12 protein-coding genes are annotated in these 12974 nt (G+C 60.9%); 5 read left to right on the forward strand and 7 right to left on the reverse strand.

All coding sequences use genetic code 11. The annotated features are described in order from the left end of the window. Positions 1-50 precede the first annotated feature (50 nt). From V8359_RS18705 to pdeM, 3 genes are all read left to right on the forward strand, one after another. A complete protein-coding gene (locus V8359_RS18705; protein WP_336430641.1) occupies positions 51-515 on the forward strand; it encodes a VOC family protein in 465 nt (154 codons plus the stop codon). A gap of 70 nt (positions 516-585) precedes the next feature. Next, positions 586-2997 carry a ligase-associated DNA damage response DEXH box helicase gene (locus V8359_RS18710; RefSeq protein ID WP_336430642.1) on the forward strand — a complete coding sequence of 804 codons (2412 nt, stop codon included), beginning with the start codon at positions 586-588 and terminating at the stop codon, positions 2995-2997. Positions 2998-3054: 57 nt separating this feature from the next. After that, on the forward strand, positions 3055-3741 hold the full coding sequence (pdeM, locus tag V8359_RS18715) for a ligase-associated DNA damage response endonuclease PdeM (RefSeq protein WP_336430643.1): 687 nt from the start codon (positions 3055-3057) through the stop codon (positions 3739-3741). 6 nt (positions 3742-3747) lie between these two features. Here the strand turns inward: pdeM and V8359_RS18720 are convergent, their stop codons facing one another. After that, positions 3748-4554 carry a LytTR family DNA-binding domain-containing protein gene (locus tag V8359_RS18720; protein WP_336430644.1) on the reverse strand — a complete coding sequence of 269 codons (807 nt, stop codon included), beginning with the start codon at positions 4552-4554 and terminating at the stop codon, positions 3748-3750. A 171-nt stretch (positions 4555-4725) separates the two neighbouring features. Here V8359_RS18720 and V8359_RS18725 point away from each other — a divergent pair, with 171 nt between their 5' ends. After that, positions 4726-5166 carry a PaaI family thioesterase gene (locus V8359_RS18725; protein ID WP_336430645.1) on the forward strand — a complete coding sequence of 147 codons (441 nt, stop codon included), beginning with the start codon at positions 4726-4728 and terminating at the stop codon, positions 5164-5166. A 60-nt stretch (positions 5167-5226) separates the two neighbouring features. Here V8359_RS18725 and folD read toward each other — a convergent pair whose 3' ends face one another. Genes folD through V8359_RS18740 form a run of 3 tightly spaced genes read right to left on the reverse strand, consistent with a single transcriptional unit; the run spans position 5227 to position 8329 of the window. Beyond that, positions 5227-6117, reverse strand: a complete 891-nt coding sequence (folD, locus tag V8359_RS18730; RefSeq protein WP_336430646.1) for a bifunctional methylenetetrahydrofolate dehydrogenase/methenyltetrahydrofolate cyclohydrolase FolD — start codon at positions 6115-6117, stop codon at positions 5227-5229. Next, positions 6114-6653, reverse strand: coding sequence for a hypothetical protein (locus tag V8359_RS18735; RefSeq protein ID WP_336430647.1), 540 nt, complete (start codon positions 6651-6653; stop codon positions 6114-6116). Before V8359_RS18735 ends, folD begins: the two co-directional genes overlap by 4 nt. Continuing rightward, entirely contained in the window at positions 6653-8329 is a 1677-nt protein-coding gene (locus tag V8359_RS18740) for a formate--tetrahydrofolate ligase (RefSeq protein ID WP_336430648.1), read from the reverse strand. Before V8359_RS18740 ends, V8359_RS18735 begins: the two co-directional genes overlap by 1 nt. Before the next feature lie 276 nt (positions 8330-8605). Here V8359_RS18740 and V8359_RS18745 point away from each other — a divergent pair, with 276 nt between their 5' ends. Then, positions 8606-9364: an EF-hand domain-containing protein gene (locus V8359_RS18745; protein WP_336430650.1), complete on the forward strand. Its 759-nt coding sequence runs from the start codon at positions 8606-8608 to the stop codon at positions 9362-9364. A gap of 136 nt (positions 9365-9500) precedes the next feature. On the opposite strand, the gene V8359_RS18750 is transcribed toward V8359_RS18745, so the two are convergent. From V8359_RS18750 to ftsH, 3 genes are all read right to left on the reverse strand, one after another. After that, entirely contained in the window at positions 9501-10118 is a 618-nt protein-coding gene (locus V8359_RS18750; protein WP_336430651.1) for an MOSC domain-containing protein, read from the reverse strand. Between the two features lie 76 nt (positions 10119-10194). Then, on the reverse strand, positions 10195-10980 hold the full coding sequence (locus V8359_RS18755) for a methyltransferase domain-containing protein (RefSeq protein ID WP_336430652.1): 786 nt from the start codon (positions 10978-10980) through the stop codon (positions 10195-10197). Continuing rightward, complete coding sequence (ftsH, locus tag V8359_RS18760) at positions 10977-12899, reverse strand: ATP-dependent zinc metalloprotease FtsH (protein ID WP_336430654.1); 1923 nt, start codon at positions 12897-12899, stop codon at positions 10977-10979. Before ftsH ends, V8359_RS18755 begins: the two co-directional genes overlap by 4 nt. Between the last annotated feature and the right edge of the window lie 75 nt (positions 12900-12974).

Below are 12974 nucleotides of genomic sequence, written 5' to 3' on the forward strand. Positions count from 1 at the left end.
AACCTGCCCGGCATATGGGCCGTTCCCCTTGAAATAAAAGGGGAGCCACCATGACAGAAAACCGCAAACCACGCCTTGTCGGCATCAACCACGTTGCGCTTGAAGTCGGCGACATAGACGAGGCACTTTCGTTTTACGGGCGCCTTTTCGAATTCGAATTGCGGGGCGAAACCCGCGACGACGACGGCACTCGCAGCATGGCCTTTATCGATATGGGCGATCAATTTCTCGCCCTGTCGCGCGGGCGTGAGGGCGGGCCGGACGCGCATCGTCATTTCGGCCTTGTCGTCGATGATCGCAGCCAGATCGAAAAACTGGCCCGCGCGGCGGGGGCAGACATGGTCGAAGGTCCGTTTCTCGACATTCGTGATCCGTGGGGCAACCGCATCGAAATCGTGGAGTATCGCGACCTGCAATTCCTGAAATCCGATGCGGTGCTTGAGTATCTGGGCGTATCGCCCGAGAAAAGCGACCAGGCGAAAACGGACCTGTCCGAAAAGGGCATCGCGGTCTGACGCCCTGTCCCGTTCAGGGGGGTCGCTTTCATGGCCGGCTTGCTCTCCGGGCTGTGCTACATCGCCTGCCATGAGCATGTTGCCCCCTCTCTTTGCCCGGTGGTTCACGGCGCGCGGTTGGCAGGTTCACCCGCATCAACAGGCGATGCTTGAGCGTGCGGGCGACCCCTCGCTCCTGCTCATAGCTCCCACCGGCGGGGGCAAGACACTTGCCGGTTTCCTGCCCACCCTTGCCGAACTGCACGATGATCCCGCACCCGGGCTGCACACGCTCTATATCTCGCCGCTCAAGGCCCTTACCGCCGATATACGCCGCAATCTGCGCACCCCGGTCGAGGAGATGGAGCTACCGATCCGGATCGAGGATCGCACCGGCGACACCTCTTACACGCAGAAGCGCAGACAGCGCGCAGACCCGCCTCATATCCTTCTGACCACCCCCGAAAGCCTCGCGCTCATGACCTCATACGAGGATGCGCCACGCATCTTCGCAGGGTTAAAGCGCGTGGTGATTGATGAGGTTCACGCACTGGCCGAAAGCAAGCGCGGCGATCAGCTTTTTCTCGCGCTCTCTCGCCTTCAGACGCTCTGCCCCGGTCTGCGCCGCGTGGGCCTGTCGGCGACGGTCGAAGACCCCGGTGCCATCGCCCGCCTCATGGCCTGTCACCCCGACCCATGCGAAGTGATCCACGCCGATCCGGGGCCCGAACCCGATATTGCCATGCTCGACGTGCCCCATCCTCCACCGTGGGCAGGCGGCGGCGCGGCGCATGCGATTCCCGCCGTGCTTGACGAATTGCGCCGGCACAGGACGACGCTCATATTTCATAACACCCGCGCGCAGGCCGAGATTTTCTTTCACAACCTCTGGATGGCCAACGAAGAGGCGCTGGCCATTGGCATCCACCACGGCAGCCTTGACCGTGTGCAGCGCGAAAGGGTTGAGGGCGCGATGCAGCGCGGTGAACTGCGCGCAGTGGTCTGCACCGGGAGCCTCGATCTTGGCCTTGACTGGGGCGATGTCGATCTCGTGATTCAGATTGGTGCGCCCAAAAACGTCAAACGCCTTGTTCAGCGCATAGGCCGCGCCAACCACCGCTACAATGCCCCGTCCAAGGCGCGGCTCGTACCCGCGAACCGCTTCGAAGTGGTCGAATGCCGCGCCGCGCTCGAGGCGGTGCGCGCGCGTGATCTTGATGGAGACCCGCGCGGGCCCGGCCCGCTCGACGTGCTGTGTCAGCATATCCTGATTGCCGCCTGTTCCGGCCCGCTCTGCGCCGATGCGCTTTACGGCGAAGTCACGACTGCCGGACCCTATGCCAGACTTGCGCGCGCGGACTTTGACGATTGTCTGGATTTTTGCGCCACCGGGGGTTACGCGCTGCGCGCCTATGATCAGTGGCAGCGCCTGCAAAAGCGGCCCGACGGGCTTTGGCAGTTGCGCGATCCGCGATCTGCCCGTCTCATTCGCATGAATATCGGCACGATACAGGACGCCGACCTTCTCAAGGTCCGGCTTCGGAAATCCCGTGGCGGCAAACCGCTGGGCGAGGTCGAAGAGGCGTTCGCCGCGTCGCTCACACCCGGCGATACCTTTTTGATCGGAGGTCAGATCGTGCGCTATGAAGGGCTTCGCGAAATGGTGGTCGAGGTCACGCGCAATGCGGCGAAAAAGCCCAAGATCGCCGTCTTTGGCGGCACCAAATTCGCCACCTCAACTCAGCTCAGTCAGCGCATTCTGGGGCTTCTGGCGCAAAAGGACTGGCCGGAGCTTCCCGATCACACACGTGACTGGCTCTCGCTTCAGCGTGAAATGTCGCGCATGCCCCGCGCCGACCGGCTCTTGATCGAAAGCTTCCCGCACGAGGGGCGCGAACACGCCTGCATCTACGGGTTTGCGGGGCGCAACGCACAACAAACCCTCGGCCTGCTGCTCAGCAAACGGATGGAAGACATGGGCCTTGACCCTCTGGGGTTCGTCTCGACCGACTATGCCACGCTGATCTGGGGGCTTGAGCCGCTCTTGGATGCAACGGGCCTATTGGATATTCATGCCTTGCGCGCGGGCCTCGATCAGTGGCTGACCGGGAACGCGGTGATGAAACGCACCTTTCGCGCGTCCGCCACGATCGCTGGCCTCATCACCCGCAACACACCAGGGGCGCGCAAATCCGGTCGGCAGGCCACGATGTCTTCGGATATACTCTATGACACCCTGGCGAAATACGACCCCGATCACCTGATGCTGCGCATCACCCGCACCGAAGCGATGCGCGGCCTTGTTGATTTCGCCCGGATCGAAGAAATGGCCGCACGGATCGGGGACCGTATCGACCTTTTGCGCCTGCCGCGGGTCACCCCGTTGGCCGCGCCGCTGTTTCTCGAAGCGGGCCGCGTGCCGGTGGCAGGCGCCGCCGAAGAAAGGCTGCTGGCAGAAGAGACCGCACGACTGATGGAGACCGCCGGATTGACGGCGCCCTGACCTGCATACCGCCCGGAGGCTTGCAAAACGCCTTGAAACGGGCCACAAGAACGGACCATGAACGATTATAGCTTCACGCTTTCGGGTGCGACACTCATCGCTATGGGGTCGGGCGCGCTTTTCTGGCCTGATCAGGACATTCTTTGCGTGTCCGACCTGCACCTTGGAAAATCTGGGCGGCGTGCGCGCCTTGGCGAAGTAGGGCTGCCCCCCTATGAAGGGCGCGACACCCTTGCGAGGCTAGAACGCGACCTTGGGCGCACAGAGGCGAAAACCGTGGTCTGCCTTGGCGACAGTTTCGATGACCGACAGTCTGCCGAAGCATTGCCGGAGGATGAGAAAGCCTGGATCACGACCCTTCAGGCTGGCCGCCGTTGGGTCTGGATCGAGGGCAATCACGACCCCGGTCCGCTCGATCTGGGCGGCACCCATCTGGCCGAACTGCCCCTGCCGCCGCTTTGTTTTCGGCATATCGCACGCTCTGGCCAAAGTGGTGAGGTTTCCGGGCATTATCACCCCAAGATGACGGTGCGCCTGCGCGCGCGCTCGGTCTCTCGGTCCTGTTTCCTGATTGATGCGGATCGGGTCATTATGCCCGCCTATGGAACCTATACCGGCGGCCTGCGCTGCACCGATCCCACCTTGCGGGGCCTGATGCGCCGCGATGCGATGGCGGTTTTGACCGGGGCCGCGGCCTATCCGGTTCCGCTCGGGCCGAAGGGCGAAAGCCAGCAGGCTCGGTAAACTCCGTCACCCCTCCAACGCGGTTTTGACCTGCTTTCGGTAACTGCGGCTTACCGGAATGACATCGCCATTCGTGAGATAAAGCTGCGCCTTGTGGGCATTCAACGGCTCGAACCGGTCCATCGCATCCCGCGTCACCCAATGCGACCGATGCACTTGGAGACCCTCGACCGGTTCCATTTCGGCAATGGCATCGGCAAGCCGCAAACGAAGCTGATGGCGCCCCGACTCGGTGACGACCTCCACGAAATGCCCCTGCGCCGTAAGACGGACCACCGGGCCAACCAGATGCTCCACCCGGCGCATCAGGCGCGGTGTGGGCGCGCGCTGAATATCTTCAACGGCTGGGGTGCTCGGGTCGGACTCCATCACACTCTCTGGGAGAGTAATCGCCCCGTCGTTGTCGTGAACAAAATCAAGCGGGCTCAGCCCGGGCGCCAGACGCCGCACACCAATGATGGCCACCGAAGCCAGAGATGCCCCGCCCAAAGCACATATGAACGAAAGCGGCTCGAGCGAGGAAAACGTCCTGAACGCGGCCCAGACCACGATCACCGCAGGCGTCAGGATGGACGTCATCAGGATGAGTGAAACTAGGTCAAAACGCGCCACCATACGCGACGGCACGAACCGCCCCGCCACCGCACGCACCAGGTATGTCACAAGAACCACAACCGAAATGATCACGGCCCACAGGCCAAGCCGTACCGGCCATGCCGCCACCGTGTCAGTATGGAAAGGTTCGGATATGGTTGCCAGAAGCACCGCACAGAGCCAGACAAACACAGTGAACGGTGCGGTCATATCCTGCATAAGTGATTTTAAATCAGGATGTTTTCGCGGTTTCTCCTCAGGGTTCAAATTCATTCTCCAAATTTATTTTTCGCCAAGCGGCCCTGAAAACGGCAGCTGCCCCCGCTCTGGTATCAGCCATTGCGATCGGGCCAATTATGTCTAAGGTCATCAAAATGCGAGGTTTCTAAAATGGGAAAAAACGCCACTCCGTCCCCCTCGGTCAAGGCACGTATCACACACAGCTTTCAACGCCAAAGCCTGATGACCACTCTGGACGCGCGGATTGACGATATCGCGCCGGGATGCGTGACGATTTCGGCCCCGGTCACGCGCCACGTTTTGCAACAGCACGGCGTGGCGCATGCGGGCATGACCTTCGCCATAGGCGACAGCGCGGCTGGCTATTCGGCCCTCAGCCTGATGCCCGATGATCACGAGGTTATGACGACCGAGATGAAGATCCACCTGCTCGCCCCGGCACAGGGTGAGCGGCTCGTGGCGCGTGGGCGGGTGATCAAACCGGGGCGACGCCTGATGATCGTGCAAGCGGACGTATTCGGACAGCGCAACGGTGAGGAGGTGCATGTGGCGCTTCTGACCGGCACGATGATCCCTCTGCCCACAAAGTGAAACCCCCACACCGGGTGGTGCGGGGGTCACGATCTTGCTGTCTAAGGTTGTTCCCGACAGTTACGCGGTCAGGCCCTCGGGCTCGCTCAGGTCGTTGGCCCGGCAACAGGCGGTGACCGTATTGGCCAGCAAACAGGCGATGGTCATCGGACCTACACCACCCGGAACCGGGGTGATCGCCCCTGCCCGTTCCGCGCAGCTTTCGAAATCGACATCGCCCACCAGCTTGTTCTTGCCGTCGCGCTCAACCCGGTTGATGCCCACGTCGATCACGGTGGCCCCTTCCTTGATCCAGTCACCCGGCACCATCTCTGGGCGGCCGACCGCGGCCACGACGATATCGGCGCGGCGCACCACTTCGGGCAGATCCTTGGTGCGGCTGTGCGCGATGGTCACGGTGCAGCTATCGCCCAAAAGTAGCTGCGCCATGGGCTTGCCCACGATGTTGGACCGGCCAAGCACCACCGCATCCATGCCCGACAGGCTACCGTGGTGATCACGCAGCATCATCAGACAGCCAAGCGGCGTGCAAGGCACCATGCTTTTCTGCCCGGTGCCAAGCAGGCCCACATTCGAGATGTGAAAGCCGTCCACGTCCTTGGCCGGATCGATCGAATTGATCACCAGATCGGAATCGAGATGCTCGGGCAGTGGCAGTTGAACGAGTATCCCATGCACATCGGGATCATTGTTAAGCTTGTCTACGATGGCCAGCAGATCCTTTTCGGACGTGTCGGCATCAAGCTTGTGTTCATACGAATTCATGCCCACCTCAAGGGTCTGCTTACCCTTCGAGCGGACATAGACCTGACTGGCGGGGTCTTCACCCACGAGAACGACGGCAAGTCCCGGCGTGATCCCGTGTTCTTCCTTCAGACGCGCCACGTGGCCCGCCACCTTTTCACGCACGGTGACCGCAAAGGCCTTTCCGTCAATAATCTGCGCTGTCATTCAAGTAGCTCCCTACGGTATGTCGTGACCGCCTCGAAAGTCCGGGCAAACCCGGCAAGCGGCACGACAAGCTGCCCCTCACCCCAATCCCAGACCAGAGATTGTCCTGATTTCATGTCTTCGACGAGAGTGTCGACCACCAAGGGCTCTCCGATCGAGATCATGTGCGACGGGTCGTCATATTCGCCCCAGTTCGCAAAGTAATCCTCATCCTCGGCAAGCGTCATCTCGCTTCCGTCGATGGTCATGCTCACCGATCCGCCGATCTTCTGCGGTGCACCCGTGGCAAAGAAGGTCAAGCTATAGCCTTCATCGCCCCACGGCTCCCACCAAAGCGTCACCTGCCCCGGTCCGGCATCGTCCTGAGCGCCGACCGTGGTCTGCGCATGGCATTGGAACGGTTGATCCACTTGACACATCCCGACCCAGTCACCGGCGAAAACCCATGCTTCGCCCGGGGTCAGGTCATGCCATGTCTCCGCCACCACAGGGGCGGCGGAGACACAAAATATCGCGGCTGCGATAGCCCCACGCATCAGAAGAGACCTTCGATCTCTCCCCCGTCGTTAAGACGGATCGATTCCGCCGCAGGCACACGCGGTAGTCCGGGCATGGTCATGATCTCACCACAGACAACCACAACGAACCCTGCACCCGCGCTCAGGCGCACTTCACGCACCGGAACCGAATGGCCGGTGGGCGCGCCACGGCGGTTGGGGTCGGTCGAGAAGCTGTATTGCGTCTTGGCCATGCAGACCGGCAATTCGCCATATCCCTGCTCTTCCCAAAGCTTGAGCTGATCGCGGATCTTCTGATCGGCAAGCACTTCGTCGGCGCGATAGATGCGTTTGGCGATGGTCTCGATCTTCTGGAAGAGCGGCATGTCATCGGCATAGATCGGCGAGAATTGCGATTGGCCGCTATCGGCCACCTCGGCCACCCGGCGCGCAAGGTCTGCCGACCCTTCGGAGCCAAGCTCCCAATGGCGCGACAGGATCGCTTCCGAGCCTTGCTCGGCAGCGAAATCCTTGATCGTTTCGATTTCCGCATCGGTATCGGTGACAAAGTGGTTGATCGCCACGACGACCGGAACGCCGAACCCCTTGAGGTTCTCGATATGCCGGCCAAGGTTGGCACAGCCCGACTTGACAGCATCCACATTCTCTTGGCCCAGATCGGCCTTGGCCACGCCGCCGTTCATCTTCATCGCCCGGACCGTCGCGACAAGCACGACGCAATCGGGCGCAAGACCTGCCTTGCGGCATTTGATGTTCATGAATTTCTCGGCACCAAGGTCCGCGCCGAAACCGGCTTCGGTCACGACATAATCGGCCAGCTTGAGCGCGGTGGTCGTCGCAGTGACCGAGTTGCAGCCATGCGCGATGTTGGCGAACGGACCGCCATGCACAAAGGCGGGGTTGTTCTCGAGCGTCTGAACAAGGTTCGGCTGCATCGCGTCCTTGAGAAGAACGGTCATCGCACCTTCGGCCTTGATGTCCCGGCAGAAGACCGGGCTGCGATCACGGCGATAGGCGATGATCATATCGCCCAGACGACGCTCAAGATCCTTGAGACCGCTGGCAAGGCAGAGAATCGCCATGACTTCGGACGCCACGGTGATGTCGAAACCGTCCTCGCGCGCAAACCCGTTGGATACACCGCCCAGCGACGACGTGATCTGCCGCAGTGACCGGTCGTTCATGTCCACTACGCGGCGCCATGTAACGCGGCGGGTGTCGATCTCGGCGTCATTGCCCCAGTAGATGTGGTTGTCGATCATCGCAGACAGAAGGCTGTGGGCACTGGTGATCGCGTGGAAATCGCCGGTGAAGTGAAGGTTCATGTCCTCCATCGGCACGACTTGCGCATAGCCACCACCCGCGGCGCCGCCCTTCATTCCGAAGTTCGGCCCGAGCGAGGCTTCGCGGATGCAGATCATCGCTTTCTTGCCGATCGCGTTGAGCCCGTCGCCAAGACCCACGGTCGTGGTCGTCTTGCCTTCACCCGCCGGTGTCGGGTTGATCGCGGTCACAAGGATAAGCTTGCCCGACTTATTGCTCTGAACCGAGTTGATGTAGTCTTGGCTCACCTTCGCCTTGTCGTGCCCGAAGGGCAGCAGATGGTCGCTTGGAATACCCAGCTTGTCCCCGATTTCCTGGATCGGTTTCTTCTTCGCTTCGCGGGCGATTTCGATATCGGATTTATGGCTCATTGGTTTTCCTCTCAGGGGGCAGACGGGCCGATTATGATGCCCCTCATACAGAGTCGCCAATGGTATGCAGAATGCGAATCCGACACTTGCGGCCCCTCTTGCGTCGGGCTTGGACCCAAAGTTTCGGATCGGAAACGCCTGAACGCTTCCGTGCCGGAACTTCACCAAGGGGGGTGCCGTTATATCCCTACGTGAGCACCTTGCGGCGCGCCGGCGGGTCCGCTCACCCGATACATCAAGGCGCGCCCCGGAAATTCAGATGTACGGGAGACTATTATGACCAAGTTGACCACAGCAATCATGACCACGACCGCGCTTGTTGCGGCACCTGCCTTTGCCGCGGAAGAAGATATGGCGGGTTTCTGCGAGAATGCGTTCTACGCGGGTGACAAGAATGCCGATGGCACCCTCACCCAAGAGGAAATCGCGGAACTGCGCGACGCCGAATTTGAACAGCTTGACGCCGATAAAGACGGCTCAATCAGCCGCGCCGAATTTCGGACCTGCATGGCGCAAAAGCGCGACACGGCAGCCGAGCAAGAGGCAAAATCCGGCGAAGACAAGGCCGAGTGGTCTGAGCTCGCCTCGGATGGGTCCGAGAGCCTGACGCGTGAAGAATTCGTAAACGCGGTCGAATTCGCATGGGAAGGTGATGAGGATTCCAAGAACACCCTCTTCAAGGAGCTTGCCGCGAACATGGAGGACGCCATCGACGAGAAAGACAGGGAAGAGGGCTTTGCCCAAGCTGCTATATCCCGGTTTCAGACCGCTGATACCAATGGTGATGGTGTCCTGACCCAAGAGGAATTCGAAACGCCTGCGCGAGAAAAAACCTTCAGCGATCAGGGTCTCGATAAACAGTTTCAGGAAATGGATGCAGATAATTCCGGGGCGATCTCGCCTCAGGAGTATCGCGCCGCAGGCACGTGGAGCACCAACGCCATGGGCACACAGACCAGCGGCTCTGACGATGCGACCAGTGCCGAGGTCGAAGTGGAAGTCCCTGTTATCCGCTATTACATCCTGACCTATTAAAACGGTTCGCCTTTATCCTGAGAGATCGGCGAAAGGCGAAACGCGTGCAACGCTTCAAGTCACCCAAGAGCGCCGATTGACCGGCATATGCCAAACCAACGCCCCGCGACATCGCGGGGCGTTTTTCGCAGCCCCCTCACGCTTTGCGGGCGGTCGCGCTCAGAGTTTTGTCAAGATGGGTCCAGACCCTTTGATCCGGGATATGCAATGAAAGGTCATCGCCCACGGCAAGGGTGCCTTCGCGCTCGACCCATGCGGTGACACCCCGCCGCCCACGCGCCGCAGGCATGAAATCCTTGCCCCGTCCGGGGTGATCGCTCTCGATTTCGCGGGCGGGAAACTGACAGGGGCGGTTCTGCATGTCGATCACGAGGGTTGTCCCGTCTGGTGCCTGAAGCCGTGACGACGGGGGCACATGGGTGAAATCTTCGATCCCCTCGATCACCATCGTCGCGCCAAGCCAGACGGGGTCGACACGGTCCAGCCCCATATCCTTGGCCACGGCCGAAAGCTCCTCGGCCGACACGATGGAAAACTGCCGCACATTGCGGATCTCTGTGCCCTCCTTGTGCATGTCCTTCACACGCACACAGGACGGGCGGATCACACCCGAATGCCGATCTCCCTTGGGGCCGTCATACCCGGCCACGATCCGCTCGACACTGCCCGAGCGTATGCCTTGGGCACCCTGATCGCACACCAGCCCAAGCCAGACGATTCTCGCCGTGATATCTGTTGCCATAAGGGCGGGCATGTCCTGATCCTCGCTGATGTGTCCGGCGTCAGTTAGACCCCCGCAAAGAGCGGTGGTCAACCACACAGGCATAGGCTCAGACTGTCAGCGTAAGAAACATGCGGCGGAACGGAAACAGGACCGATCCATCCTTGCGCACGGGATAGGCCACATGCATCGCCTCTTCGTAGCGACGGATCAATTCGGCCTTTTCCTCTGCATTCAGCGCATCAAGAACCGGGCGCGCATATGTGCTCTCGGTGAAGCGCCGCACGGGATGGCTTCCCGCCTCGGCCACAAGGCGCTGATAATACTCGGTCTCCCAAAGTCGGAAGCGGCCCAATGGCGACAGAAGCTCTTCGTATTTCTGCGGGGCCATGACACCGGGTGTGCCCATCTTCTCGACCCGGTTGGCAAACATTTCTTCGCTCAGCGAAAGCCAGACACGATGCGATGGCGCCTTGTTCTGATGCGGCATCTGTATGGCCAGCGTGCCGCCACGGGTCAGCATTCTCGCCAGTTTGGGCAAAAGCTTTTCGTGTTCGCCCACCCAATGCAACGCCGCGTTCGAAAAGATAAGGCCCGGCGCGCGGCGCGGGTGCCAGTCCCGGATGTCGGCCTGTTGCAGGCTGTCATAACATGCCGCGCCCCGCGCCTTTTCAAGCATCGCAGGCGACGCATCCACGCCGATGATCTGGCGGCCCTCGGCCCGCGCCTTAAGGGCCGGGCCAAGCTGTCCGTTGCCACATCCCAGATCGACCACGTCGCCCGCCGCCTTCTGATCTATGGCGTTCAACAGGTCCAGACCGGGCCGCAGGCGCAAATCCCGGAACCTTGCATAGGCTCCGGGATTCCAGTCCGTCTTATGGGCCGCGGTCGTCACGTCGACGGTTCGGGCTCAAGCCCGCCATCGTCACTGCGGGGTGGTTTCGGTTTGGTTTTCGGAATGGCCGTGACCGAAGGCGCACTGCCTTCGTCCGAACCGCTATCACCGTCATCGTCCAGATGAGGCGGCTCGCCCCGGATGACGCGCGAAATTTCTTCGCCGGTCAGCGTCTCGTATTCCAGAAGCCCTTGGGCCAGACGCTCCCATTCCTCTTTCTTCTCACTCAGAATGCCATGCGCACGCTGATAAGCTTCGTCGATCAATCGCTTGACCTCTTGCTCAACCAACTCCTTGGTGTGGGCGGAAACCGAAAATCCACCGGCGCCATTTCCCATGTATCCTTCATGCGCCTGCTCATAGTCGACATTCCCGACCTTGTCGGACATGCCCCAGCGGAGCACCATCGCCCGCGCAAGTCCGCTGGCCTGCTGAATGTCACCGGCAGGGCCGTTCGACACCTCGTCGTCGCCGTATTTCAGGATTTCAGCGGCCTTCCCGGCCATCGTCATGGCAAGCTTCTGCTCGCATTCCGACTTGTGCCAGTTCAGGCGATCAATCTCCGGCAGGCTTACCACCATGCCCAAAGCGCCGCCGCGCGGAATGATCGTCGCCTTGTAGACCGGATCGCATTTCGGAAGCTCAAGGCCCACGATCGCGTGGCCCGCCTCATGATAGGCGGTCTTTTCCTTCTGATCGGCCGTCAGGACCATGCTGCGGCGCTCGGCGCCCATCATGACCTTGTCTTTGGCCATCTCGAAATCTTCCATCGAGACGAAGCGCCGCCCGATCCGCGCCGCCATCAGCGCGGCCTCGTTCACGAGGTTGGCAAGGTCCGCGCCGGAAAAACCCGGCGTGCCGCGCGCGATGATGCGCAGGTCCACATCCGGACCAAGCGGCGTCTTGCGCGCATGCACGCCAAGAATTTTCTCGCGGCCCTTGATGTCGGGATTGGGAACCGTGACCTCCCGGTCGAACCGGCCGGGGCGCAGCAATGCAGGGTCAAGCACGTCCTTACGGTTGGTTGCGGCAACGATGATCACGCCTTCGTTGGCCTCGAACCCGTCCATCTCAACCAGAAGCTGGTTGAGGGTCTGTTCACGTTCGTCATTGCCCCCGCCATAGCCAGCACCACGATGGCGGCCCACGGCGTCGATCTCGTCGATGAAAACGATGCAGGGCGCGTTTTTCTTGGCCTGCTCGAACATGTCGCGCACGCGGCTCGCGCCGACACCCACGAACATCTCCACGAAGTCAGAACCGGAAATGGTAAAGAACGGCACACCCGCCTCACCCGCAATGGCGCGCGCCAGCAGCGTCTTACCAGTGCCCGGAGGGCCCACCAGAAGGGCGCCCTTGGGGATCTGCCCGCCAAGGCGGCTGAACTTCTGCGGGTTGCGCAGGAATTCTACGATCTCTTCCAGCTCTTCCTTGGCCTCGTCGATGCCCGCCACGTCATCAAAGGTCACGCGGCCATGCTTCTCGGTCAGCATCTTGGCCTTGGATTTGCCAAAGCCCATGGCACCGCCCTTGCCGCCGCCCTGCATACGGTTCATGAAATAAATCCACACAGCGATCAGCAACAGGAAAGGCGCCAGCGTCAGAATGAACGCCTGAAAGCCGGATTGCTCCTGTGCCTCGGCTTCGACGGGGATACCTTTCTCGATCAGAAGGTCGGTGACCTTGGCATCCTCGGGCTTGATCGTGACATAGTTCATGCCGTCTTCGCCGCGATAGCGCACGTTCTCGCCATCCAGCGTCACGTCGCTTACGGTTCCTTCATTCACGGCTTCGACGAACTCGGAATACGGAATCGGTTTGCTTTGCAGGGTGTTTCCAGACCCGCTGAACAGGTTGAACAGAGCCAGAATCAGCAGGAACAGAACCAGCCAGAAGGCGATCGTGCGTGCGTTGCCCAAGGCAAATCTCCAATACAATGGTCGGCCCCGGCTCTAGCACAGGGGTCACAGGTCATAAATAGCAATCATGACGGG

Source organism: Roseovarius sp. E0-M6, assembly GCF_037083845.1.
In the GTDB taxonomy this organism is placed as follows: domain Bacteria; phylum Pseudomonadota; class Alphaproteobacteria; order Rhodobacterales; family Rhodobacteraceae; genus Roseovarius.